The sequence below is a fragment of the Acinetobacter sp. YH12045 genome (assembly GCF_013419925.1).
Lineage (GTDB): Bacteria > Pseudomonadota > Gammaproteobacteria > Pseudomonadales > Moraxellaceae > Acinetobacter > Acinetobacter amyesii.
On sequence record NZ_VOZE01000002.1, the window covers coordinates 48,629 to 75,100 of the forward strand.

Annotated in this window: 22 protein-coding genes and 4 tRNA genes; 18 read left to right on the forward strand and 8 right to left on the reverse strand. The window is 39.8% G+C overall.

Annotation, left to right across the window (positions count from 1 at the left end; translation table 11 throughout):
• Positions 1 to 154: 154 nt before the first annotated feature.
• The gene (gene uvrB, locus FTU02_RS03905; protein WP_180040495.1) at positions 155 to 2,176 is read right to left on the reverse strand and encodes an excinuclease ABC subunit UvrB; all 2,022 of its coding nucleotides are present in this window, start codon (positions 2,174 to 2,176) and stop codon (positions 155 to 157) included.
• Positions 2,177 to 2,475: 299 nt separating this feature from the next.
• On the opposite strand from uvrB, the gene FTU02_RS03910 reads away from it, so the two are divergent.
• Both FTU02_RS03910 and FTU02_RS03915 read left to right on the forward strand, forming a co-directional pair.
• A complete protein-coding gene (locus FTU02_RS03910; protein ID WP_180023438.1) occupies positions 2,476 to 3,264 on the forward strand; it encodes a hypothetical protein in 789 nt (262 codons plus the stop codon).
• 196 nt (positions 3,265 to 3,460) lie between these two features.
• Positions 3,461 to 4,918, forward strand: coding sequence for a sensor domain-containing diguanylate cyclase (locus FTU02_RS03915; protein WP_180156140.1), 1,458 nt, complete (start codon positions 3,461 to 3,463; stop codon positions 4,916 to 4,918).
• A 60-nt stretch (positions 4,919 to 4,978) separates the two neighbouring features.
• Here the strand turns inward: FTU02_RS03915 and FTU02_RS03920 are convergent, their stop codons facing one another.
• A complete protein-coding gene (locus FTU02_RS03920) occupies positions 4,979 to 5,158 on the reverse strand; it encodes a hypothetical protein (protein WP_078190224.1) in 180 nt (59 codons plus the stop codon).
• Between the two features lie 440 nt (positions 5,159 to 5,598).
• Here FTU02_RS03920 and FTU02_RS03925 point away from each other — a divergent pair, with 440 nt between their 5' ends.
• From FTU02_RS03925 to FTU02_RS03935, 4 genes are all read left to right on the forward strand, one after another.
• Positions 5,599 to 6,657 (forward strand): OmpW family protein, encoded by a 1,059-nt coding sequence (locus FTU02_RS03925; protein WP_180155957.1) that lies wholly within the window; start codon positions 5,599 to 5,601, stop codon positions 6,655 to 6,657.
• A gap of 245 nt (positions 6,658 to 6,902) precedes the next feature.
• Positions 6,903 to 8,114 (forward strand): MFS transporter, encoded by a 1,212-nt coding sequence (locus FTU02_RS03930; RefSeq protein ID WP_180155958.1) that lies wholly within the window; start codon positions 6,903 to 6,905, stop codon positions 8,112 to 8,114.
• The gene (locus tag FTU02_RS16300; RefSeq protein WP_257221407.1) at positions 8,107 to 8,241 is read left to right on the forward strand and encodes a hypothetical protein; all 135 of its coding nucleotides are present in this window, start codon (positions 8,107 to 8,109) and stop codon (positions 8,239 to 8,241) included. The genes FTU02_RS03930 and FTU02_RS16300 overlap by 8 nt, the downstream gene beginning before the upstream one ends.
• A 221-nt stretch (positions 8,242 to 8,462) precedes the next feature.
• Entirely contained in the window at positions 8,463 to 9,419 is a 957-nt protein-coding gene (locus FTU02_RS03935; RefSeq protein ID WP_180155960.1) for a TauD/TfdA family dioxygenase, read from the forward strand.
• A 107-nt stretch (positions 9,420 to 9,526) separates the two neighbouring features.
• Here FTU02_RS03935 and FTU02_RS03940 read toward each other — a convergent pair whose 3' ends face one another.
• Positions 9,527 to 10,438, reverse strand: coding sequence for a LysR substrate-binding domain-containing protein (locus FTU02_RS03940; protein ID WP_180155962.1), 912 nt, complete (start codon positions 10,436 to 10,438; stop codon positions 9,527 to 9,529).
• Positions 10,439 to 10,540: 102 nt separating this feature from the next.
• On the opposite strand from FTU02_RS03940, the gene FTU02_RS03945 reads away from it, so the two are divergent.
• Complete coding sequence (locus FTU02_RS03945) at positions 10,541 to 11,392, forward strand: pirin family protein (protein WP_180155964.1); 852 nt, start codon at positions 10,541 to 10,543, stop codon at positions 11,390 to 11,392.
• Positions 11,393 to 11,486: 94 nt separating this feature from the next.
• On the opposite strand, the gene FTU02_RS03950 is transcribed toward FTU02_RS03945, so the two are convergent.
• Positions 11,487 to 12,470 carry an alpha/beta hydrolase gene (locus tag FTU02_RS03950; protein WP_257231748.1) on the reverse strand — a complete coding sequence of 328 codons (984 nt, stop codon included), beginning with the start codon at positions 12,468 to 12,470 and terminating at the stop codon, positions 11,487 to 11,489.
• A 335-nt stretch (positions 12,471 to 12,805) separates the two neighbouring features.
• Here FTU02_RS03950 and chrA point away from each other — a divergent pair, with 335 nt between their 5' ends.
• Positions 12,806 to 14,044: a chromate efflux transporter gene (gene chrA, locus FTU02_RS03955; RefSeq protein ID WP_180155968.1), complete on the forward strand. Its 1,239-nt coding sequence runs from the start codon at positions 12,806 to 12,808 to the stop codon at positions 14,042 to 14,044.
• A gap of 34 nt (positions 14,045 to 14,078) precedes the next feature.
• Here chrA and FTU02_RS03960 read toward each other — a convergent pair whose 3' ends face one another.
• Positions 14,079 to 15,191: an AAA family ATPase gene (locus FTU02_RS03960; protein ID WP_180155971.1), complete on the reverse strand. Its 1,113-nt coding sequence runs from the start codon at positions 15,189 to 15,191 to the stop codon at positions 14,079 to 14,081.
• Positions 15,192 to 15,334: 143 nt separating this feature from the next.
• Complete coding sequence (gene sthA / locus FTU02_RS03965) at positions 15,335 to 16,750, reverse strand: Si-specific NAD(P)(+) transhydrogenase (protein WP_078190237.1); 1,416 nt, start codon at positions 16,748 to 16,750, stop codon at positions 15,335 to 15,337.
• Positions 16,751 to 16,956: 206 nt separating this feature from the next.
• Here sthA and lipA point away from each other — a divergent pair, with 206 nt between their 5' ends.
• The 3 genes from lipA to FTU02_RS03980 all read left to right on the forward strand — a co-directional run bounded on the left by lipA (position 16,957) and on the right by FTU02_RS03980 (position 21,443).
• A complete protein-coding gene (lipA, locus tag FTU02_RS03970) occupies positions 16,957 to 17,970 on the forward strand; it encodes a lipoyl synthase (protein WP_180004941.1) in 1,014 nt (337 codons plus the stop codon).
• A 413-nt stretch (positions 17,971 to 18,383) separates the two neighbouring features.
• Positions 18,384 to 20,897: an acyl-CoA dehydrogenase gene (locus FTU02_RS03975; protein ID WP_180155973.1), complete on the forward strand. Its 2,514-nt coding sequence runs from the start codon at positions 18,384 to 18,386 to the stop codon at positions 20,895 to 20,897.
• A gap of 159 nt (positions 20,898 to 21,056) precedes the next feature.
• Positions 21,057 to 21,443, forward strand: a complete 387-nt coding sequence (locus FTU02_RS03980; RefSeq protein WP_168379173.1) for a carboxymuconolactone decarboxylase family protein — start codon at positions 21,057 to 21,059, stop codon at positions 21,441 to 21,443.
• Between the two features lie 104 nt (positions 21,444 to 21,547).
• Here FTU02_RS03980 and FTU02_RS03985 read toward each other — a convergent pair whose 3' ends face one another.
• Together FTU02_RS03985 and FTU02_RS03990 are read right to left on the reverse strand one after the other, a co-directional pair.
• On the reverse strand, positions 21,548 to 21,805 hold the full coding sequence (locus FTU02_RS03985) for a hypothetical protein (RefSeq protein WP_180155976.1): 258 nt from the start codon (positions 21,803 to 21,805) through the stop codon (positions 21,548 to 21,550).
• Between the two features lie 185 nt (positions 21,806 to 21,990).
• On the reverse strand, positions 21,991 to 23,169 hold the full coding sequence (locus FTU02_RS03990) for a S1C family serine protease (RefSeq protein ID WP_078191894.1): 1,179 nt from the start codon (positions 23,167 to 23,169) through the stop codon (positions 21,991 to 21,993).
• Between the two features lie 169 nt (positions 23,170 to 23,338).
• On the opposite strand from FTU02_RS03990, the gene FTU02_RS03995 reads away from it, so the two are divergent.
• From FTU02_RS03995 to FTU02_RS04025, 7 genes are all read left to right on the forward strand, one after another.
• A complete protein-coding gene (locus FTU02_RS03995) occupies positions 23,339 to 24,097 on the forward strand; it encodes a Nif3-like dinuclear metal center hexameric protein (RefSeq protein WP_180063393.1) in 759 nt (252 codons plus the stop codon).
• A gap of 156 nt (positions 24,098 to 24,253) precedes the next feature.
• Complete coding sequence (locus FTU02_RS04000) at positions 24,254 to 24,880, forward strand: superoxide dismutase (RefSeq protein WP_078192384.1); 627 nt, start codon at positions 24,254 to 24,256, stop codon at positions 24,878 to 24,880.
• A 259-nt stretch (positions 24,881 to 25,139) separates the two neighbouring features.
• Entirely contained in the window at positions 25,140 to 25,604 is a 465-nt protein-coding gene (locus FTU02_RS04005; protein ID WP_180155978.1) for a hypothetical protein, read from the forward strand.
• An 87-nt stretch (positions 25,605 to 25,691) separates the two neighbouring features.
• Positions 25,692 to 25,767 (forward strand) — tRNA-Asn (locus tag FTU02_RS04010).
• A 5-nt stretch (positions 25,768 to 25,772) separates the two neighbouring features.
• Positions 25,773 to 25,848 (forward strand) — tRNA-Asn (locus FTU02_RS04015).
• Between the two features lie 215 nt (positions 25,849 to 26,063).
• Positions 26,064 to 26,139, forward strand: a tRNA-Asn gene (locus FTU02_RS04020).
• 257 nt (positions 26,140 to 26,396) lie between these two features.
• Positions 26,397 to 26,472 (forward strand) — tRNA-Asn (locus tag FTU02_RS04025).

The following is a 26,472-nucleotide window of genomic DNA, read 5'->3' on the forward strand; positions in this document are numbered from 1 at the left end:
TTTATGCCTCATTTCGATGCAAAACATTCGATGAAAATTAAGTAATTCTTTCTCTCGTGATTTTACTCTAGCCGAAAAAATTGCCCTAAAAATCATTTTCTTGTCTGAATTATGTATGTAATTCAGACAATATTCCGCATCTTGTCTAACAAAATTATGAAATCATCTGTGCTTTTAAACGCAAGATTTCATCGCGTAATCGAGCGGCTTGTTCGAACTGTAAATCCTTAGACGCTTTTAGCATTTCTTTTTCCAGCTTGTTCATATGTTTTGCTAAAAGTTTTGGATCAGACATCAAATGACGTTCATCTGCAGTTAATGCCTTGGCCTGATCTGAAATTTTTGCATCGATTTCATCATCTGTGAGCACTTCACCAGTATCAATATCATTAACGTTTTGGCGTACAGCACTGCGTGGCGTAATGCCATGTTCAAGGTTAAAGGCGATTTGTAAATTACGACGCCGATCCGTTTCATCAATGGCTTTTTGCATTGAGTCAGTCATACGATCTGCATATAAAATCGCTTTACCGTTTAAGTTACGCGCTGCACGACCAATGGTTTGAATCAAAGAACGCTCAGAACGTAAGAACCCCTCTTTGTCAGCATCTAAGATGGCGACTAAAGACACCTCTGGCATATCTAAGCCTTCACGCAGCAAGTTAATCCCAACAATTGCATCGTATACACCTGAACGCAATTCATGAATAATTTTAGTTCGTTCAACAGTGTCAATATCAGAATGTAAATAAGCGACCTTAATACCATATTCTTTCAAATATGAAGTTAAATCTTCTGCCATACGTTTGGTTAATGTCGTAACCAATACACGCTCATTTAAGTTTTTACGATTATTAATTTCTGACAATACATCATCCACTTGCGTTAACACTGGACGAATTTCAATTTCAGGGTCGACCAAACCTGTGGGTCGAACCACTTGCTCAACGACTTGTTCAGACTTTTCCATTTCATAATGTGCAGGCGTTGCACTGACATAAATCGTCGAAGGAATAATCCGCTCCCATTCTTCAAATTTCATTGGGCGGTTATCAAGCGCACTTGGTAAACGAAAACCGTAATTGACCAAATTTTCTTTACGTGAACGGTCACCTTTATACATAGCCCCAATTTGCGGAACGGTAACGTGCGATTCATCAATGATTAATAAAGCATCATCAGGTACATAATCAAACAAAGTCGGAGGTGCTTCACCAGAAGGACGGCCAGACAAGTGGCGTGAATAGTTTTCAATACCGTTGGTATAGCCAAGCTGCTGCATCATCTCTAAATCATAACGTGTACGTTGTTCGATACGCTGTGCTTCGAGTAATTTATCATTTGCACGAAAGAATCCTAGTCGTTCTGCGAGTTCTTCACGAATCGTTCCAATTGCACGCTGTAAATTATCTTTAGGTGTTACATAATGGCTTTTTGGGTAAATCGTAATCCGTGGCACTTTACGGACCATTCTGCCCGTCAATGGATCAAACCATCGAACTGAATCAACTTCATCATCAAATAACTCTATTCGAATGGCATTTTGATCAGATTCAGCAGGAAAAATATCAATAATTTCACCACGAATACGGTATGTGCCCCGTAAAAATTCGAGTTCATTTCGGGTGTATTGCATTTCCACCAAACGACGGATGATATCATCACGGCTAATACGGTCTCCTTCCACGATATGCAGAAGCATACTCATATAAGCATTGGGATCACCCAGACCATAAATAGCTGAAACTGACGCTACAATGATCGCATCACGTCGCTCTAATAATGCCCGTGTTGCCGAAAGACGCATTTGGTCGATATGATCATTAATTGATGAATCTTTTTCAATAAAAGTATCTGAAGATGGAACATAGGCTTCGGGTTGATAATAGTCATAATAACTGACGAAGTATTCCACGGCATTATGCGGAAAGAAGGCTTTAAACTCGCCATAAAGCTGCGCAGCCAAAGTTTTATTATGCGCCATAATAATCGTTGGACGTTGCGTGCGTGCTATCACATTTGCCATGGTATAGGTTTTACCTGAACCTGTTACCCCTAAGAGCAACTGATCATGCATTCCTTTTTCAATCCCCTTCACCAATTTCTCAATCGCTTGAGGCTGATCACCTGCCGGCTGATATTGTGTTACCAGTTCAAAAGGCTGTTCCTGCATCACACTCTTCTTCAATTCAACAGTTTTATATGGCTTTATTATGAGGGCAAAGTTGCACAAAACAACGCTAAATTTATGTAAATACCAGAGGCGTGTACAGACTGAAAAATTATAATTCAACATACCCACACAGATTTTTCTCATGTTTGAAAAATAATTCGCCTGATTTCGCATGTTTTTCTTGAGGAAACTGTTGGCTCTATAAAAACTCAAGAATAAAGCGTTCATTTATCCCTTATTGATACTTGACCTATATAAATTTCACCTGCAACATGAACAAAAGGACGCCACAGATCAAACTTATGACTTACCAATATCATGACGAAAGTATTGTTAAAAACCTACCCGAAGATACTATTTTTGTTTTTGGCAGCAATATGGCAGGTCAACATACTGGCGGTGCAGCGCGTACTGCCCTAGAGCATTTTGGTGCAATGAATGGTATTGGTCGTGGATGGGCTGGTCAAAGTTTTGCTATTCCAACAATGAATGAGCATTTACAACAAATGCCATTGTCTCAGATTCAACATTATGTTGATGATTTTAAAATCTATACCAAGAATCATCCGAAGACCAAATATTTCATTACGTCGATTGGCTGTGGTGTCGCTGGCTATAAAGTTGAAGAAATTGCTCCCATGTTTAAGGGGATTTCTAGAAATGTTATTTTTCCAATTTCATTCCGTCCTTTCGTTGAAAAAGCTTTACCTAAACTTACTTCGAAACTTCTACATACAATTTTTCAAGACTCGGTAATTTTTGCACCTTCGGCAGATGAATTGGTTGATGTTCTAGCCTTAACAGATAATGAAAAAAGTCTTGCGAAAATTGTGCTGAATACCCAAATGTACCCGACAGATAGCAATGGTCGTGACCGTATTTTTGAAATTGAAGATATTTTGCATGCCCTGAATGGGAAAATATTTGAGTTTCAAAGCAACTCAGAAGGCCCAATGATGTTTGGCGGTGTCATTTTAGCCCTACTTGAACTGTACAATATTAATGAAAAAGATTTTATTGATGTTTGGAAAGCTGAACGTGAAATCGCTGCACCAAAGCCTGAAAATAAAGCTCGTAAAGCCAGCCGCTAAAGACTATTTTCACCTCATTTCCCCCCAAAAAAGCCAAAGTCTACATTGGCTTTTTATCTAAGGTGGATTAATGACTTTTAGCGACTTAAGTCACATTAAAAATAAAGTTTATTTTACATATCACATTATTTTAATATCATTTTTTTCGTCTTATACTACATGCTGTAATTATCATGAAGAATGACGAGCACATAAAATAGACATGCTAGATTCTCCTTTTTTTGAGCTATCCCCCATTGCCATGTGGCTTGAAGATTACAGTGAAGTCAAAAAACAATTTGATCTCTGGCGTCAGCAAGGTGTGCAGGATCTCTCCACTTTTCTTCAACAAGATGAATCACGTATTCTGCAATGTGCAAGAAAAATAAAAATCTTACAGGTCAACACAAAAACGTTAGAACTGTATCAAGCGCGTAATATTGAACATTTATGTCAAAACCTTGATCTCGTTTTTCAGGCGGAGATGTGTCAAACACATATTAGAGAATTGGTTGCATTATGGAATGGGGAAACACATTTTTCCCATTCTGCCGTAAACTATACACTCAGTGGGCAACGTTTAGACATTCAACTCAAAGGCATCGTCCTACCAAATCATGAGCAGGATTTATCAGCAGTCTTAATTACAACTGAAGATATCACGTCTTATACCGAAGCTTGCCGTTTACAAGAACAAAGTCGTCATTTAGCAGAAGCGCGTTTCCATTATTCGCCAACCTCTCTTTGGGTAGAAGATTTCAGCCGGATTAAAATAAAATTAGATCAGCTTCGCGCTTTAGGTATAGAAGATTTTGTGACATTTTTGGATGTTCACCCCGATTTTGTACAAGAGTGTATTAAGGAAATATTGATCGTTGACGTTAATCAGGCCACCCTTGATTTGTTTGGCGCTTCGGACAAAGAAATATTGCTCAAAAATGTACATAAAGTGTTTGCCAAAGAGATGCTGCAAACCTTTAAAGAACAGTTGATTGAACTTTGGAATGGTAATTTACATCATCAACGTGAAGCTATAAATTATGCACTTGATGGCAGTATTCGCCACGTCTTGCTGCAATTTACCGTATTTCCCGATTATCTCGACGACTGGAGCACCGTGCAGGTTGCATTAACCGATATTACCGCACGTAAAAAGGCTGAAAATTATCTCGAGTATTTAGGTAAGCACGACGTATTGACCAAACTCTATAATCGTTCATTTTATATAGCAGAACTCAAGCGTCTCGAACGCAATCAATTACGTCCTGTTTCTTGTATTTTTATGGATTTGAATGGACTAAAAGAACTCAATGACAGTATTGGGCACGATGCTGGTGACAGTATCCTCAGACGTCTGGGCAACATTTTAAACCAACTTATTCAGCATACGCCCTATTCTGCTTCGCGCATTGGCGGTGATGAATTTGTCATACTTTTACCGGGTGCTGATGATGCAGCATTGCAAAATTGTTTACAAAGTTTGAATGAGTTGTTATTGGTCGATAACCAATTTTATTCTAATCAACCGATGAGTATATCGATTGGTTCTGCCACCAATATCTTGAATGAGCGAATGGAAGATATGCTTAAACGTGCTGATCTTGACATGTATCGTCAGAAGAAAAAGTATTATCTAAATAATGACCGTAGAATTCAGTCTGAAATACGCAATTAACATCAATAATTTGCAATAAAAAAGCCATGGTTTTAATCATGGCTTTTTTATTTAAATCTCTTAACGCTTACCCATCGAACGACGTGTACCGCGTGGTGGCATCCAAGTACGATCAGCATAACGCTGAGGTTTTGGACGCATATCTTCAAAGATTTCATCCGAAGCATTATCTTCAGCTTTTTTAATCGGAAAAGGCAAATTAACTAAAGCCTTTTTCTTGGGAGGGTTTTGCGTACTCATACGAATAACTCAATTGAATCTGGTGCTATTGTACAAAAAAAATGGTTTTGGTGTAAAAGGCTTTAAGAGATTAACCACGATTAACATATAACGACTCAACAATGACCTATGACTTATATCTGTAGAGGAAAACAAAGCAAAAAACTGCTTTGAATATGGTCGTTTTAAACTATTTTATTGACCTAAACAAATCAATTCACTGTCATTTATGTCAATAAATATTTAATATTTACAAATAGATAGAAGCATTTCTAAATTTCAAAAAAGTTCGATTTTTTACACAAATACCCAATTAAAGCCTTCAAATAATACAAATCATCAAGAATGTTACAGGACTATTACGTTTATTCTTGTTTTCTATAACATTTTTTACGCACTAATTTTGAATAATGAGCACTTAGAAAAATTATTATCAATTTACGGACATGGAGTCCTTTCAAATGAAAAAAAGTGTATTGTGCATTGCTGCTTCAATGGCTGCCCTACCAATCATCAGTCATGCAGACTCACCATATTTTAGTTTAAAAGATGGCGATGGCTTCAAACGTTTTTCTGTCTCTGTTGGTGCTTTACATGTTATGCCACAAGGTAAAGCGCAGCCATTTCGTGTAAATACTGCCATCAATGAAGGCTATGAGGCAGAAGTTGGTGATGTTAAAACACAAACAGTAAAAGACAATATTCGAGAAGGATACAAAGTCCCTCCGCTGCTAGCAGGTGCGCTAAACCTTTTGGACACAGTTCCTGCTTCAATGAGTGGTAAAGCCACGATTTCAGGACTTGAACAATGGGACAATCCAGGGACAGGTATTGAAGCAGACGACGTCACCACGCTTGGGATCATGACCAACTATTTCTTCACTGACAATGTATCACTAGAAATGAAAGCGGGTATTCCGCCAAAAGTTGATTTACAAGGCTCAGGGAAAATTTACGCGCCATTTTCAGCCATTGCAAAACCACTAGGCGGTGCACTGGGAAATCTTGAACTTGAAAATGATATTTTCATTACCGACTTAGGCGCACATGGTGCAGCAGCTTCTGCACGTGCATGGACTCCGGCTGCTGAAATCCAATATCACTTCGGTAAAACTGGCGTCAATAAATTCCGTCCCTATGTGGGTCTAGGCGTGATGTATGCCTACTTCAATGAATTGGAAATGAATCCACAAATTGAGAAAGATTTGATTGCCGCAGGTCACATGATTGCCAACATTAAAGAAGGTAATGCAGGCGCCTCTTTAGAAGGAAAGCCAAGTAAGGCTAATCCAAAAGTTGATTTAGAGGCAACTGATGTATTTGCTCCGGTTGCGACGGTGGGCTTCACTTATGATTTCAATGATAAATGGTTTGCTGTTGGTTCTGTCAGCTATGCACACCTTCAAAATGAAACCACCATTACCGTTACAGATGCGACACACGGCGAACTGATCAAATCTAAAGCTGATATTGAAGTAAACCCGATCCTTGCATATGCAGGTATCGGTATGCGTTTCTAATTAATAACCTGAATATAAAAAAAGACGGCTACAGCCGTCTTTTTTATTAGGCTATATATGGTCTTTTATTTTGAATTATCTCTTCAATCTCTTTTAAACACTTTTGAATTTCGGCTGTGTCATTTTCCTTTATTCATCCATAGTTACCTATAAAAAAAATTTATTGTTTGGTGAATTAAATTTAATCGCAACTCTGCGTTTATTCGAATACCATTGGATTAAATTTAAAGAATGTAGCCTGCTGTATGTCTGATACTCGTTTCTCAAAGCCCCTGATTTACATGCTCATTGGCAGTGCTATTATTTTGGCATTGTCTTTAGGGGTGCGTCATGCATTTGGCCTCTATCTCGTGCCGATGAGTGATGAATTCGGTTGGGGACATAACGTATTTAGCCTTGCCATTGCCATGCAAAACTTAATTTGGGGTGCTGTACAGCCAATTACCGGGGCTTTTGCAGATAAATATGGCAGTAAGATCGTGGTCGCCGTCGGGGGTGCATTATATGCCCTAGGGCTATTACTCATGGCCATCAGCTCCACCGGTTTACTGCTTAATTTAAGCGCAGGTTTAATCCTAGGTTTGGCTCTCTCAGCCACATCATTTCCAGTATTACTTTCTGCCGTAGGACGTGCAGCGCATCCAGACAAACGTAGTTTAGCCATGGGTATTGCCAGTGCAGCAGGTTCTTTTGGTCAGTTCATTATGCTGCCCTCTACATTACTGCTATTGCAAAAATTGGGTTGGTCTTCGGCTTTGGTGGTCAGCGCCATTTTAATTGCGCTTATTATTCCTTTAGCTTGGATGCTAAAAGCACCAATGTATGTTGTACCAAATGCAACCAATACGCATGAAGCCTCTCTGACTTTTAAACAAATTTTGCAATTGGCTTGGGAGCATAAACCCTTTTGGTTTCTAGCACTCGGTTTCTTTGTCTGTGGCTTCCAAGTGGTGTTTATTGGCATCCATCTTCCGGGATATTTAATCGATCATGGCTTTAATGCCACTACGGGCACTATTTTCCTAGCGCTCGTTGGACTGTTTAATATTGTCGGCACCTACACAGCTGGTTGGCTCGGTGGCAAATATTCCAAACCAAAGCTGTTAATGGGACTTTATGGTTTACGTGGCATTGCCATTATTGCCTTTCTTTTGCTGCCTTTAAGTACATGGACAATCTATGCTTTTGGCGTCATTATGGGTTTATTATGGCTTTCTACCGTACCACTCACCAACGGTATTGTGGCCAATATGTTTGGCGTTAAATATCTCAGTATGCTCAGTGGCATCGTATTCTTTACACACCAAGTCGGTTCTTTTTTTGGTGGCTGGTTGGGTGGTGTGAACCACGATATGACCGGTAACTATAATGCCATTTGGATTTTTTCGATTGTCCTGAGTATTTTTGGGGTATTGGTACATTTCATGGTTAATGAGGAAAGTGTCATTCATGACTAATTCAACATTATGGTTCCGACTCAGTATTGCCATCAGTATTCTGGCCTTGTTGGCCTTATCCATCGGCTTATGGAGCCAAACGCCTGAATTATTCGAATACTTTAACCAAGCGTTTTGTGCACATTAAAGACGCATAGAAGCCTTAATTCCAATTCAAACTGCTGTTTTATCAACACTACAACAGCAGTTTTTTAGCTATTTTCTACACGATTCAATAAAAGCTGCATTTTCAGCATATTAGTATTAATAATACGTTTTTTCATAAACTTAGCTTATTTTTTAATTTTCCATCCTGTGCTTTCTTCCATAGATTAAGTCTCAATAAAGAACAAATTGAGAACTTATGAAATGACCGCATTAACTCAACTTTCGCAAGCCATCCATGATGCTCCACGTTGGCATCAAGCAGAACAATTTCAAGATGGCAATGAAATTCGTATTGAAGCGCAACATGACCAAGCTTTGGGGGCTGTGGTTTATGGTTTAGATGCGCGTAAAGCACAGTCTGGGGAAACCATCTATCGTTTAAAACAAGCGCTGGCAGAACACTTGATTTTAATTTTCAAACATCAAAGTCTAGATGATTTACAGTATCTCGCGTTTGCAAGTTATTTCGGTTCAATCTTCCGTCCCGGTGCAGATATTCCTGTGCTAGCGTCACAAGATGATACCGGTACACCACCAGACGTGGTACCCGTTTCAAATGCAGTCGGCAAAGGTGACTATACTGGACATGGTGAATTGGCTGCGCATGCAGACCATCAGTGGACTCCGCTGCCATCTTTTGGTTCATTACTCTATGCCATTGAACTACCACAAGACGGTGGACAAACCTCATGGTATAACACCATTAAAGCCTATGAAGCTTTAGATGAAGCGACACAAAAACATTTAGACCAACTTCAACTCATTACCTACAACCCATTTGTCCGTGCCAAAAATAATAAAGGCACAACGGGATATGACGCTACACCGCTATATCGTTTCAAAGACCAACCGATTGTTGGACATGCCTATCCACATCCACTTGTACGTACCCATCCAGAAAGTGGCCGTAAAGGTCTGTGGTTAAATGAACGATCTGAAGTGGAATTGGTTCACTACGATGATCAGTCAGGCAGTGAATTGATTGCATCCTTACGTGAACATATATTGAAACCTGAGTTTCGATATGAACATCAATGGGAAGAAGGTGACATTGTATTTTGGGATAACCAAGCCACTTTACACTCACGCCGCCCTTTCCCTTCAGACCAACGCCGCTTATTAAAGCGAATTAGCCTAGCAGGAGGACGACCATACTAATGTTGAATGTCATACCAACAATAAAAAATAAATAAAACAGCAAAATCCGTGTTTGAGCAATAACTCCAAATAATTAAAATTTTAAAACAATAAGAACACCGCTCAAATTACGGATGATCTATATCTAAGGCCTTAAAACCTGAAATCAAATGGTCTAACATCGCACGCACACCCGGCAGCATGCCTTGTCGTGTCGCGTAGGCAACATGGATGACCCCTTGCGGCAATTGCCATTCAGGAAATAGCTCTATTAACTCACCACTTTTTAAAGCATCACGTACAAACACTTTGGGCAAAGAAGCGATTCCCACGCCAGAAATAACAGCAGAAATCATGGCACTAAAACTGTCAGTTCTTAAGCGTGGATGAAATTCAATTTGTTGAGTTTCACTTTTTTCACGATGTCGGAAATCCCAAAAATGTTTAGGCCGATCAAAACCAATACACGGAAAATTTTGAATCTCAGCCAATTGCTGTGGTATTTCACGCTCGAAGAAAAGTTGTGGCGATGCCACCAAAACATGATCCCAAGCATCTAAATCTCGAACGATCAAATCACTATCCATTAAAGGCATATTACGAACACGAATTGCTAAATCTACGCCTTCCTCAATGACATCAACCCGATGATTGGTCGCCATCAGGTGCACACTGATGTCTGGATATTGCTGCATAAAATCGGTGACCATTTTTACAACAGGCATTTCCACTAAAGCCAGAGGACAAGAGATTTTAATTTGGCCACAGAGTTGGTCATTCAACGTACTAAGCACAAAGTTTTCCGTTTCGCTGACTTCCTCTAAAATTTTTAAGCAATGCAAATAGAACTGTTGTCCTATTTCAGTTACTGTAAATTTTCGCGTATTACGCTGAATCAGACGTACACCCAAACGGGTCTCTAATTCTGTGATACGGCGTGATAGCTTAGATTTTGTAATACCCAATGCTTCACTGGCTTTGGTATAACCTTGGTATTTCACCACTTGCACGAAGTAGTAATAGTCATTTAAATTTTGCATCATTATTTCATTTTTAGAATAATTTGTTGAGTTTTTCGCCCTGTCATTCCCTCACTATACCTCAATAATAGATCTCAGAAGCAATAAATTGAGGGCTGAATTATGAATTCAATCAAACGTGTTTATCATAGTGATCGTAGGACTTGGGTGGGCGATGGCTTCCCAACAAACTCTATGCTCCCTATGCAAGAAATGGGCAATCAAACCAGTCCATTCCTCGTTATGGGCTATACCGGCCAATATCATTTCTCTCCAAGTCATCATCAACGTGGTGTTGGGTCACATCCACATCGTGGCTTTGAAACAGTAACCATTGTTTATGAAGGAGAATTGGAGCATTTTGACTCTAAAGGAAATCACGGCAGCATTGCCAAAGACGAAGTGCAATGGATGACTGCGGGTCGAGGCATTATGCATGAAGAACATCATTCTAAAGATTTTGCCAAAACAGGCGGAAATTTAGACATGGTACAACTTTGGGTCAATTTACCTCGTCATGCGAAAATGACTGAACCTCGCTATCAAGAACTGACTACAGCCAATATTGCTGAAGTTAAACTTGCACAAAATGCTGGTGTGGTACGCGTCATTGCTGGCCAATTTGAAGACACATTGGGCGCAGCTGAAACTTTTAGCCCGATGAATGTGTTGGATGTGCGCTTGAATGAAAATGCTGAACAGGAATTCTCATTCAACCCACAGTGGAATAACATGATTTTTATATTAAGTGGCGCGATCGAAATCGAAGGTCAACGCTTTGATGCGAAACAGACTTTATATGTCAGTGACCAAGTATCGTCTTTGAAACTTAAATCTTTTGAAGCAACCAAACTGCTTATTTTAAGTGGCGAAGCTTTAAATGAACCCATTGCGGCACATGGACCATTCGTCATGAATACTGAAGATGAAATACGTCAGGCATTTTATGATTTTCAACATGGTCATTTTGCTTAAATATTTCCACGATAAAGTCCCAATAAAAAAACCGCCTTCTGGCGGTTTTTTTATATCTATGTTGGTATGAATTACGCATCACGCTTTCAACAGATTATTGCGTGACTTTTTGATAAAACGCATCTATTGCATTGACCATTTGCTCAAGTCCCGGCTGTTCCAAAGGATAATGTCCTGCATTTTTCAACAGCACGACATCGACTGGAACTTGGTGAATCCGTGCTAAAAATGGCTGACTTAAAGCCAAAGGCGTCCAGCGGTCTTGTTCAGGCTGCGTTAGTAAAATTGGGCAGACATCAAACTGCTCCGGTGGCGTGTCATTTTTATAATATAAATACGAATCTAGAAATTTAACCGATACACTATTCCCAGCTGACGTTTTATCTTTTAAAAAGACCTGCAATGCTGCGTCATTATTCACCAAGCGATGCATTTTACTTACCCACCGCATCGGCATTGGCAATGCTGAAAATGGTGTATGTGCTGTCACATGAGCCAGTGGGCTGCCCACGCGGCTCATAAATTTATTCAAAGAGACTTGATCACGCACAGTTTTATTTGAAGTGTCTAGAAAGGTCATACCGACGATACCTTTCACCTTTTTATTTTTTGCCGCCACGTGATAGGTCAACATACCACCTGCACTAAGCCCATACAAAACGATAGGACGATGATCTTTTTGTAGCTCGGCTTCAATGAGGTCATTACCTGCTTGAACCCAATCATCATAACGAATTTTTGAGCCCTTTTTGACTTGGGTGAGGCCATAACCGGGCATATCAATAGCGATAGTTTCATAGCCACGTTGTGCCAAAGGATGACCCAAAATCATCGACATTTGTCGACCATTTGTTCCCACACCATGAAACAGAATCACCTTCACTTTTGCCTGTGGATTCCGATAAGTATCTAAGTGAACAGTATGACCTTGCCAGTTCCACCACTCTTCTTTGGGTCGCTGCGTTTCGTCTAAATGGTATTCTTTGGGTAGATAGTGCTGAATTTCCTGCCAACTGTTTTGATCTGAATAACTTGCTAATGCTTGTGTAGCCGGTAGCTGATCATCTGCAAATGCCATGATTGAAAGTAACGATGCAACGCCACTCATCAACCACTTCAATAAAGCGCTCAAAATTTCTGATAAGGTGTCTGATTTTGGAGAAGTCATTTTTAGACAATTTTTTATGTGTATGTGCTGATGCTAATCAGCGGCGGAAACCGACGCCATGTGCATGTGGGACAGCACTATGTCACTTCGTCCAATTATCTTTTTCCCTGCTAAGCACTTCAAAATATTTTTGAAGCAGGATTTACATACTCCTGCAATAATCAGCCTTTAAGATCTTTTAACTTTCATAATTTTATCCTTTAGAAATTCATAACCTTACTTTTGATTTTAAATATTGGTAACGCATGAGCCAGTCCAAACCACAACGAAACCTTGTCATCTTTCTCACCTTTTTAAGATTAGGGTGTATTGCATTTGGTGGACCTGCGGCACATTTGGTGTTGTTTTTTCAATATTTTGTGAAACAAGAAAAATGGATAACAGAGCATGAATATGCGCATTTGCTTGCCTTGGCTCAAGTCCTTCCAGGCCCAACAAGTAGCCAGCTCGGCATGGCGATTGGATTTCAACTCAACCGCTATCAAGGTGCTTGTTTTGCATGGTTAGGATTTACTTTACCTTCAGCCCTGCTGATGTATGCCGCGGCCACTTTAAGTATAAAACTCAGTAATCAACTCTCAACTTTATTCTTTCATGTTATTCAGTTAATTGTACTAGCCGTTGTTGCATGGGCATTTTGGCAAATGATGCGAAGCTTCTGTAAAACAAAATTTCAGTATCTAGTCATGCTTTTAGCTGCATTTTTTATTTATTTCTTTCAATTTTCTCTAAATCAAGTTTTGGTGATTTTATGCGCTGCAATTATCGGTTTAGTTTTATCGTCAAATAACTTGCACAACAAAAAGCCAAATATCACCAAAACAGTTCCACCAAAACATGACAATTTTAGCCGGAATGCACATGAAAATACTTGCACCTCTTGGTTATGGCTTCTCGCCTTTATCAGCCCTTTTTTCGTTCTGCCATTCTTCGATATACAACACAGCAGTGTCTTGGCATTTAGCTTAGAAAGCTTCTACCGCACAGCATCCTTCATCTTTGGTGGTGGACATATTATTTTGCCATTTTTACATCAGGACTTTGTCTCTACAGGACTGATCAGTAATGAAAATTTTGACTTAGGCTATGCCCTTGCACAACTCATGCCAGGACCTTTGTTTAGTTTCGCCGCCTATCTCGGCACACTTTTACCCATGACTGATGTGCTGCTCTTAAATGCTGTACTCGCGACGTTAGCGATATTTTTACCATCATTTTTATTATTGTTTGGCTTATTACCGTTTTGGAATAAGTTGATGAAATACCCGATGCTTTTTGGCACCTTAAAAATAATCAATGCAGCTGTCGTCGGTCTATTACTGTGTCTACTATTTCAAATGAGCCAGAAATACATCATTCAATGGACGGACTTTATATTTGTTGCCGTCGTTATTGCTTTACTTCGCAGCAAGCTGCCAGTCTGGTTTAGCTTAATAAGCAGTTTTATCGGCTATTATGCTTTTTTAACTTTTCTACCTTTTTAAACTTAAGCAAAAAAACTATAGCTAAAGGAATAATCTAATCCTCACCGATTAAGCTTGCGCCCTTGACCACGGTCTTCCCCTCGACTTGATCTAGTTGATAATGCTGCACATCACTATACTGTTTGATCATTTCAACCAGTTCATTGGAATGTGTGGTCAACCAAAGCTGCGTATAGCGGCTTGCTTCGGCAATCAGCATCGCCAAGGCAGGTAATAAATCGGGATGTAAGCTATTTTCAGGCTCATTCAGTGCCATGAAATTTGGGGGTCTTGGACTCAATAAAGCCACAGCTAAACACAAAAACCGTAAAGTCCCATCTGAAAATTCTGCACTTTCTAAAGGTCTTAAGATCCCTTGCTTTTGCATCATCATTTGAAAGCGCCCTCCCATTTCCTGCACATAAAATTGGGTCTGCGGAAAGGCTTTTTCTAGTACTTCAAACAAGGTTTCACTGTTGCCCCGCTCACGCAAGGTTTCAAAAGCCGCGGCTAAATTTGTACCATCATGCGCTAAAACTGGCGAACGAATGCCCACCTGTGGGACACGGATCGGTGAATTTCCACTGACTGAAAACTCATGATAAAAGCGCCAGTTTTTCATGGTCTCACGCACTTGTGAAACTTCGGGGTATAAATGTGGATCGGACAATTGTCCAAACACCGACTCTTCAGGTGTTAAAGACATCGGATAAGCAATCCGTTCTTCATCAATATTTTTAAGAAATGCCGCTTGGTTGGTTCTCTCTAACAACTCGCTCATTTTTCGACGTTGATAACCGCTTAACCAAATTCCTTCAACTTTGACCAAAGGATCGAGTGCAAACAAGGTGATGAGCGGTTCAGGAAAACCAATTTCAAGTTGATATTCATAATGCTCCATCTCCACTGCAAGCTTCATGCGCTTAGGGTCTTTCGATCGATCACCCGCACGGTGACCACCTGCCCACATGATTTTTTGAATCCCGCCCTCATTTGCAATAGCTTGGGATAATTGACCATTTGCAGCTTCATGCAAGAGACGTACTGCTTTATATAGATTGGATTTACCACAACCATTCGGACCACTGACGATATTCAGACGCGACAAGGTCAGATTCATATGATGAATAGATCGAAAACCTTGAATGGTCACTGAACGGATCGTCATAAGCTACCTAAAATGAGTTGGAAATGCTGATGATTATAAGTAGATTGAATGTATATTTTGCATACACTTTATCCTAACTATAAAAAAACCCGCAAGCCGAAACTTACGGGTCTTTCATTGTACATTCTAAGTTCAATTTAACCTTAGAATAAACGGTTCATACCATTCAATGTTGCAACACGGTACGCTTCCGCCATAGTCGGATAGTTAAATGTGGTTTCTACGAAATATTTAATCGTATTGTTCGGGCTGTTCATAACAGCCTGACCAATGTGAATAATTTCCGCAGCATTATTACCGAAGCAATGAACACCTAAAATTTCTAAAGTATCACGATGGAACAAGATTTTAAGCTCGCCCACGGTGTCACCTGTAATTTGCGCACGTGCCAAATGACGGAAAGATGCTTGACCTACTTCATACGGAATTTTTTCTTCAGTTAACTGTTGTTCAGTTTTACCAATCGAAGAAATTTCAGGAATCGTATAAATACCTGTCGGAATATCCGTTACAGGTGCAATTCCTTCTTCACCGCTCATGTTAGAACCAGCACAGCGACCTTGGTCATATGCAGCAGATGCAAGTGAAGGCCAACCGATTACATCACCCGCAGCAAAGATATTCTCTACTTCAGTTTGATATTGATCATTCACGGTTAATTGACCACGGCTGTTTGGTTTAATACCTACATTTTCTAGGCCTAAACCATCTGTATTACCAGAACGGCCGTTACACCACAAAATCGCATCTGCTTTAATTTTCTTACCACTTTGCAAGTGAAGAACCACGTGATCATCATGTGTTTCAAGATGATCAATCTGCTCGTTGTGGCGAATCAGTACACCCTGCTCACGTAAACGATATGACAATGCATCTGAAATTTCATCGTCTAAATAACTGAGTAATTTGTGCTGTGTATTGATCAAATCAACTTTGTGGTCTAGACCAATAAAGATAGACGCATATTCACAACCAATCACACCTGCACCATAAATAATGATTTTTTGGATTGAATAATCCAGATCCAAAATTTTGTCTGAATCAAATACGCGAGGATGATTAAAGTCTAAAGCAGCTGGACGGTAAGGACGTGAACCTGTAGCAATCACTAATTGCTGGAATACTAAAGTTTCCGTCATACCTTCATTGCTAAAAATCAAAACAGTGTTTTGATCTTGGATATACGCACGGCCGTGGAAAATATCAATTTTATTACGGTCATAAAAACGTGAATGAGTTTCAACTTGTTGTTGAATCACTTTATGCGCATTACGTAACACCTGTTTCATCGTGAACTGTTTCCATTCACCGACTTTTTGGAACATAGGGTCACGTTGGTAACGTAAAATGCTTGAAACGGTCTGACGCAATGCTTTACTTGGAATTGTTCCTACATGGGTACAGTTACCACCAAGCTGTTCACGCATATCTACAATTGCAACTCGCTTACCTGATTTAGCAAGTTTCATTGCAGCGCCTTCACCCGCAGGGCCAGAACCCAGAACTACCGCATCGTATTTCACGAAAGTTCCACTAACGACCTCTTTCTTACGTGGCATTCAACGCTCCTTTACAAATATTCTTTAATCTAGGCTGTATTATGACGTATATCCTAACTTTTTTGGATATTTAGCTCACATATATTATGTGATAACCACATTTATTATATGAATATCGTTTTCCCCCTATTTAAGCTCAAGTCCGCTATAATGATCGAGCTAATTTTTTGAATATCTCCTCGTCAAAAACAGTGGAAAAGTTGAATATGTCTGAGAACCGTAAACCTGTACAGGGTGTAAAACTTCGTGGCGCAGAAAAAGTCGCTCGCATACCTGTGAAGGTTGTGCCAACGGTTGAAACGCCTCGTAAGCCTGACTGGATTCGGGTCAAAATGGCTGCCCCTGATGAAGTTCAACGTATTAAAACAACTTTGCGCGCACAAAAATTACATACCGTGTGTGAAGAAGCGGCTTGCCCGAACTTACCTGAATGTTTCGGTGGCGGTACTGCAACCTTTATGATTATGGGCGATATCTGTACTCGTCGTTGCCCATTCTGCGACGTTGCGCATGGTCGTCCTAATGCTCTTGACCCAGATGAACCACGTCACATGGCAGAAACCATTGCCAATCTTGGTTTGAAATATGCCGTAATTACGTCGGTCGACCGTGATGACCTAGTTGATGGCGGCGCACAGCACTTTGTTGACTGTATTAAAGAAGCTCGTGACTTGAGTCCAAAAACACTTTTGGAAATTCTAGTTCCTGACTTCCGTGGTCGTATGGATGTTGCCCTTCGTATTATGACGGAGTGTCCACCTGATGTCTTTAACCACAACATTGAAACCGTGCCACGTTTGTATAAAGCAATGCGTCCGGGTTCTGACTACCAACACTCTCTAAACTTATTAAAAATGTTTAAAGAATACTGCCCAGATGTTCCAACCAAATGTGGTTTGATGGTCGGTATTGGTGAAACTGAAGAAGAAGTGATCGCGTTATTAGACGACTTAAAAGCACACGATGTTGACTATGTCACCATTGGTCAGTACTTACAGCCCTCTAAAGAACATGCACCGATCGATCGTTTCGTTACACCTGAAGAGTTTGATCGTTACACAGCACATGGTCAAAAGCTTGGTTTCAAAAACATTTGGGCTGCACCAATGGTCCGTTCAAGCTACTTTGCTGACCGTCAATACTATGGTGAGCCAGTACCTGCGGTACGTCGTAAAACTGATCCTGCAAAGAAAATTGCAGTTCAAACGATTGAAGCTTAATCACGCAAAGATTTAAAACATCGCAAATTAAAGCCCTCATTGATTGAGGGCTTTTTTTGTGGCTTTCACACACTCAGCCTAATTCGTTTCCCAATATAAGATCTTTCGAAAATAGTGCGTTCCTTTAAACGGTATCCAACATATCGAATCATACAAGTTTACGTAATGTGACATTTCTTTGCCCGATAGGGATTGTATTGTGATTATTTATTAATCAATCTATTGAAAACACTTTATTTGCGCTTTCATGATATTCGCGCAATTGTCCAATCATACTCACCAGCCGAGTGATGCCATTTTGACAGTCTCATGCACTTTAAAATCAGAAAGACAAAAGATGAGATCATTTTTAAACGCATGTAGGCTGTTTTAAACGCATAACGCTCTGGCCCTTGTCACTGGAGCCATAACAAATGCTATTTATACTCAGTGCCGTACTCTTTATTTTTGCTCTTTGGGCCGTTTTTTTCTTTGAACTTTCACGAACTGTAGGCGCATTAACACTGATATTCGTTTCAATTGCACTCGCCTTTTTAAGCCCATGGTCATTAATACTTGGCATCCCGCTTATTGCTTTAAGTTTAATTGTGCTGATTGACCCACTGAGGCTCAATCTGCTCACCAAACCTGCCTATAAAACCTTAGCAAATGCGATGCCGAGTATGAGTACTACGGAACGTGAAGCGTTGGATGCAGGAACAAGTTGGTGGGAAAAAGAGCTATTTATGGGCGCGCCTGATTGGAAAAAATTTGAAGCTTATCCCTATCCTCAGCTCAGTGCTGAAGAACAATCGTTCATTGATAATGAAGTCGAGCAACTTTGTGCCATGCTCAACGAGTGGGATATTCACCATAAACATAAAGACCTCCCACCAGAAGCTTGGCAATTCATTAAGGATAATGGTTTCTTAGGACTAGTGATTCCAAAATCTTACGGGGGCCGTGAATTTAGTTCATTTGCACAAAGCCGAGTCATGAGTAAGATTGCATCCCGCTCACTGACTGCCGCAGTCAGTTGTATGGTGCCCAACTCGCTTGGACCGGGGGAATTGCTTCTACACTATGGTACTGAAGCACAAAAAGACCGATACCTCCCAGGCCTTGCCAAAGGTGAAGAAATTCCATGTTTTGGTCTCACTAGCCCTGAAGCCGGCTCAGATGCAGGTGCTATTCCTGATACAGGTGTCGTCTGTTATGGCACCTTTGAGGGACAACAAGTGCTCGGCTTAAACATGAACTTCTCTAAACGCTGGATTACCCTTGCACCGATTGCCACCGTCATTGGTCTGGCATTTAAGTTATACGATCCTGATGGCTTATTGGGAGATAAAAATAAAACGGAATATGGCATCACCTGCGCCCTATTACCGGCGAGTCATGACGGTGTCATTACAGGCCCACGTCATAATCCTGGCTCGCCGTTTATGAATGGGACAGTTGAAGGCAAAGATGTCTTTATTCCCTTAGACTGGATCATTGGTGGGATTGAAAATGCCGGCAAAGGCTGGCGTATGCTGATGGAATGTTTAGCGGTTGGTCGTGGCATTTCACTCCCAGCTTTGTCAACGGCAGCCGGAGAAATGGCATATTTAAATGTTGGTGCATTTGCCAAAGTTCGTCAGCAGTTTAAAATTTCTGTAGGTAATTTTGAAGGTGTACAAGAAGCTTCGAGTGATATCGCATCAGACGCTTATATGCTTGAAGCATTCCGCTATTTGGTGACTTGTGGTTTAAACCAAGGCGGCAAACCTGCTGTAATGACTGCAATGGCCAAATACTATGCCACTGAAACCATGCGGAAAGTGGTGAATCATGGCATGGACATCGTCGGTGGACGTGCCGTGCAAATGGGACCTCGTAATTTTTTAGCTTTGAATTATCAGGCCATTCCTGTGTCAATTACTGTCGAGGGTGCCAATATTCTCAGTCGCTCTTTGATGATTTTTGGACAAGGTTCAATGCGGTGCCATCCATATTTATTTGAAGAGCTACAATTACTTCAAGCTCAAGATAAAAACACTGCACTCAATACATTCAATGAAATGCTCTTTAAGCACTTAGGCTATACCTTTAACCGAACTGCACGCGCATTTGCTTATGCGTTCACAGGTGGCCCATCAGACTCACCAGCTTCAGCAGATGAATTTAGCCGCCCCTACTATAAAAAAATTAATCGCTTCAGCGCCGATTTCGCGCTGACTGCAGATATGTGTCTTGGGCTTTTAGCCGGCGATATTAAACGTAAAGAAATGCTTTCGGGACGTTTGGCGGACATTCACTCTTATTTATTTATCGCGACGGCTATTCTTAAATTTTATGAACAAGGTCAAAGAAGTGAAGCTGAACAATTACATGCGCAACTTGCATTAGATAAAGCTTTGTACAATGTCGAAGAGGCTTTCCATGGTTTATTTGATAACTTCCCGATGCGACTAGCGGCAAGTGTAGTAAAAATCATCTGCTTTCCGTTTGGACGAGTTGTTGCCAAACCTACAGACCATTTAAAACGTGAAGTTGCCACTCAAATGATGCTAGACAATACTTTCCGCCAAGAACTCAAAAAGCATGTGTATTACAGCACTGCAGCAGATGAAGTTTCTGGTCGTATGGAAAATGCCTTTTTACAATTGTTGAAAATTGAACCGCTGTGGAACCAATTTAAAAAAGCTGAATCTAAAGGCCAATTTAAAGGTTTAACTTTTGAAGCACATATAGCCGATGCCATTGCACAAAAAGTCATTACTGCCTCCGAAGCTGAACAGCTCAGCACTTACAACATTCAACGCTATGACAGTATGCTCACAGATGTTTTCGATATGCAACTCATCCACGAACTTGAGCTATCCAATCCACATTTAACCGTTTCACCAGAAGTGAAAAAGCAACAACACACCGATGATGAACCAGAAGCCTTCCTGCGTTATTAATCAGCTTCTGCATCGCTTTTAAGCTTTATTTTTCTCAAAATAAAAGCCATTCCACTGTTAAACAATGGGATGGCTTTTTTATACGACCATCAGCCAATGGTATCGCAGAGTCAAAGGTATAGGCTGTACTGCAAAATTACATCACAGAGGGTTTGCTACATGTCACAACAAGATTATGAAAATGGCTTAAAAGTTCGTACTGAAGTTATGGGTGAAAGTTTCGTCAAACGTGCTCAAGACAATACCGTGCCATTTACTCAACCATTGCAAGATTGGATTAATGAGCATGCATGGGGTTCAACTTGGCAACGTGAAGGCGTATTACCCCGTAAATATCGCTCACTGATTACCATTGCATTTTTAACTGCACAAAAAAGTCCGACAGAACTCAAAGGTCATGTCCGAGGGGCTTTAAATAATGGGGCGACTGTAGAAGAAATTCAGGAAGTGTTACTTCATAGTTTGCCATATTGTGGCGCACCGGCGACTCAAGAAGCCTTTCGTGCGGCACTTGAAGTCATTAATGACTATCAAAAATCTAAATAAGTTACTGCGTTATAAAACGGCTTTAGAAAACTACGCTTATCGTGGTTTTCTAAAGGGTTTCATCTTGTTTTTAACTTAGGACCTTAAATGCAGTGAATCCCGAATCAAATCCAGTAGACATTAAAATTATAGAAGAATTCATTCACTTCAAATCGAACTTGATATCCCAATTCTGTAAGCTCAGCAGATAAACTTCGAATCTCTTCTAAAGCTAAATGCTTGGGTAAAACCGTAAATACGGCGGTATTCCCCTGTTTGGCATTTTCTTCAATCAGCAAAGCCAAACGTGCCTTATATAAGGCGATATCTAAATTGGCTTGACTGGATAAAACTTTGGCATATTCTGCGGGTAAAAAGCTCATATTCTTATACGCTTATCTAATTATTATTGCTTATAAATTAAGCCAAATTCAGCAAAGCGTGCAATGCATTTTTGTAATTGATATTTCAATTTCAAAGCGCATTGTTTGGCCCAAACGATGCACTTAAAAGCGATGTGCAAAAAAGGAACTCAAAAAAAATCCCTCATGAAGAGGGATTTTCTATGCTAGCGGGGTAATGGAATATATTGCGAGTCACTGTTTTGAGTTTGCGGTTTACGCTCTCCCACTTGTACCGGCAATGTCATCGCCTTACCATCTCGCTCAATATCAATTTGCATAGTGCTCAATGGCGCTTGTTGTGCAACGTAGTTGATTAAATGCGAAGTCGAGGTAATCAGCTCATTATTCACTTTCATGATTTTATCACCACGTTTTAAACCTGCTTGTGCTGCAGGCCCATTACGAATGACATCTGCGACAATCACACCATTCACCCGTGGATCTAAAATATTTTCTTGTTTAATTGGAAGTAAACTAATACCTAACCAACCACGAACCACTCGCCCATCTTTTAAAATAGCGTTTAATACTTGTTGACATACTTTTGCAGGAATGGCAAAACCAATCCCCAAAGAGCCACCTGACTGCGAGAAGATCGCGGTATTTACACCAATTAAGTTCCCTGCAACATCAATTAAAGCACCACCAGAGTTGCCGGGGTTGATCGCAGCATCTGTTTGAATAAAGTCTTCGTAAGTGTTGATTCCCAAATCTGAACGACCTGTAGCTGAGATAATCCCTTGCGTAACCGTCTGACCCACGCCAAAAGGGTTACCAATCGCTAGGACGACATCACCGACTTCATTGCCACTTAGCTTAAACGGTAAAACCGGTAATTGACTCATTTCAATCTTAATCACAGCTAGGTCTGTATCTGGGTCTGTACCCACAACTTTCGCTTCAGCACGACGACCATCATGTAAAGCCACAACGATCTGATCGGCCTGTGCGATCACGTGGTTATTCGTCAAAATATAGCCATCTGGACGAACAATTACACCTGAACCTAAACTATTTTCGTTTTGATTAGTTTGATCTGGAAGTTGATTACCAAAAAACTCACGGTAAACCGGATCATTTAATAAAGGATGATCCAATTGTTTCACTTTTTGCGTAGTGAAAATATTGACAACCGCTGGAGCAGCAACTTTTACCGCAGCACTATACGAAACTACACCGCCTGTACGCGACGTATCAATGAGGGGCTCAACCTTTTCTGCAGGCATTTTAACCCCATCTGGGGCAATGGGTGCTTTAGGTTTTTGAACCTGTTGCCATGTAAAGAAACCGATGATCACAAGTATTAATAATACCCAAGGTAACCATGTAAAGGTCCGACGCACGTCTATATCCTCTAAATTTTATAATTCATTGATGGCTAAATAATTTATATCGTATTGTAATGTAATCTTTTCAACAAAATTAAAAATAAATACAGAGATTTGTGATTCTTTAGTTACAATTTAAACAATCGTAAATTTTGATGCATCTCTTTGAGATTTTGGACAGTATATGGCTCAGTTAAGTGAAATTATTCAGTGGTGTGACAGCACACTCAAAGCACATGAATTTAAGGACTATGCTCCCAATGGCTTGCAAATTGAAGGCTCAGCAGAAGTGCATAAAATTTTATGTGCAGTTACCGCATCTCAAACAGCGATTGAAGCCGCAATCGCAGCAAATGCTGATTTGCTATTGGTACATCATGGTTATTTTTGGAAAGGTGAAGCTTACCCAATCACTGGTATGCGCGGCAAACGCATCAAAACCCTGATCAAAAAAGATATTTCACTCGTAGGTTATCACTTACCTTTAGATAGTCACCCTACTTTAGGTAATAATGCAGCGATAGCAGATTTGCTCGAATTAGAGAATATTGAAGCCTTAGATCCTACTGAGCGCAATCCTATTGGTAATGTTGGTTATTTAAAACAAGCCATGACTCCAACAGCGTTTAAAGAATACGTTTCTGAAAAATTAGGATTTGATGCCATTCACCTACCAGCAGATAAACCATCTATTCAAAAAATTGGTTTTTGTACGGGCGGCGCACAGGACTTTATTGGCAAAGCCGCTGCATTAGATTGTGATGCGTACATTTCAGGTGAAGTGAGTGAACGTACTTTTTACGAAGCTGAAGAATTAAATGTGCATTATTATGCATGTGGACATCATGCAACTGAAAGATATGGTGTACAACGACTCGCAAAAGCTATTTCAGAACAGTTCAATATTGAGTATAGTTATTTCGAATTAAACAACCCGATTTAATTTAAATCGTCTTGGTCTTTGACTCAGTCCTTATACGTATATTTTCAGGCTTTATTCTGTATTGTTATTTATAAGCAATGCGCATTTTACTGCAAGAATCTATTACAATAACGGCACTTAATGTCAAAACCCAGCAAAATGCAAGGAATTGAAAACATGACAACGATTACTTTACCAGCGTTACCTTACGGTTACGAAGATCTTGCTCCGCACATCAGCAAAGAAACTTTAGAATACCATCACGACAAACACCACAATACTTATGTGGTTAACCTAAACAAAGCAATTGAAGGTACTGACCTTGCTGGCAAAACTTTAGAAGAAATCATCACTGCTGTTAAAGGCGATGCTTCTAAAGCTGGTATCTTCAACAATGCAGCTCAAGTATGGAACCACACATTCTACTGGAACTGTATGGCTAAAAACGGTGGCGGTAAAGCTACTGGCGCTTTAGCAGCTAAAATCGACGAAGCTTTTGGTTCTTACGAAAAATTCGCTGAAGAATTTGCAAATGCTGCTGCAACTCAGTTCGGTTCAGGTTGGGCTTGGTTAGTTGCTGACGAAGTAAACGGCAACCTTTCTATCCTTAAAACTTCAAATGCTGACACTCCACTTGCTCACGGTAAAGTTGCTGTGTTGACTATCGACGTTTGGGAACACGCTTACTACATCGATTTCCGTAACGCTCGTCCTAAATACATCTCTACTTTCTTAGAAAGCCTAGTGAACTGGGACTATGCAAACGCTAAATATGCAGGTCAAGCTGCTGGCGTTGAAAAATAAGTTTTAAAACTTATTCAAAAGTCAAAAAAATCACCCTTTTAGGGTGATTTTTTATGCTTTAAATATCATACTGCCACAACAATCAATACTATACAAAAGAATGAATCAAGAACCATTACTAATCTTAAAAGCAAAATATACCAAAATATTAGTGATGTTTATCTTTATCACTATAATCCAGTATGTGAGTTACTCTTATGTTCAAGAATCTATTAAATATAGCTTTAATTCAGCACTAATATTGACTGGATTATCAATTATGGAATTCGTCTTAATTTTACTTATCATCAAAAATGGACTGCCACAAATTAGATTTTTCGAAAGTCATTGTATAATTCAACTTTATATAATGAAAATTCAGTTTAACTATGATCAAATAGAAAGCATATCCATTAACAACACAAAAAGTCACTACAAACTATTACCTGTCGGTAATGAATATTTATTAAGGATTGTATTCAAACACAATCAAAATCTTTTTAATCTACTCCAAAACACCATTAAACCTGTTATGTCTTTTTCTAAATTTCATTTAGATACCTTTGCAAACCATCAAATTTTAGAAATATATTTATTATTCCAAATTATAATTCCTTTAGATCAAGAGAAACGTATAACTACGCTTAAAAATTTAAATCTACAAAATTTGACGATAAAGCAAATCAGCAACCTAGATGATATAAAAAACTTCAAAAATAACCGCTATTTAAGAAAAAATTTCTAGACTTGAACAATAAAAAAACATTCAAATGGTCATTTCATCAAATCTGCTTGACCACTTTAAAATTCATCCCTAAAATGCGCATCAGATTCTCCAATAGCTCAGTCGGTAGAGCGACGGACTGTTAATCCGCAGGTCCCTGGTTCGAGCCCAGGTTGGAGAGCCATCTATTCTTCCATAGCTCAGTCGGTAGAGCGACGGACTGTTAATCCGCAGGTCCCTGGTTCGAGCCCAGGTGGAAGAGCCAAATTCTAAAAACCCACTCATTGTGAAGTGGGTTTTTTATTGCCTACTATTTAACAAAACATACCTACTTTTTTGTTTATGCTTTCCTAAAAGTATCCGTATAAGTACTAACTTGTCTGATTCGGCTATTTTTAAAACACTTAATTTGATTTTTAAGTATTTTATTTAAATCAGGCTTGACCACCCTGCCATACATCTTTAGAATCCGTTTCAGATTCTCCAATAGCTCAGTCGGTAGAGCGACGGACTGTTAATCCGCAGGTCCCTGGTTCGAGCCCAGGTTGGAGAGCCAAATTCTAAAAGCCCACGCACTATGTCGTGGGCTTTTTTTACGCTCTGACTTTTCTTTTTAAAATAAGAATAACTTACTCAATAACAAAAACTATTCACCCACCTCTCCATCTACATTAGAAAGAATAGTCAAAGCTTAAGTTTTAAAAACGCTTTATATTAAAGGTGTTTATATTTAATACATTCAGCCTAAATTTCTTTATTTTTTGCAATTCTGACTTGACCTCTCTGCATTTGCCCCATAGAATGCGTGCAGATTCTCCAATAGCTCAGTCGGTAGAGCGACGGACTGTTAATCCGCAGGTCCCTGGTTCGAGCCCAGGTTGGAGAGCCA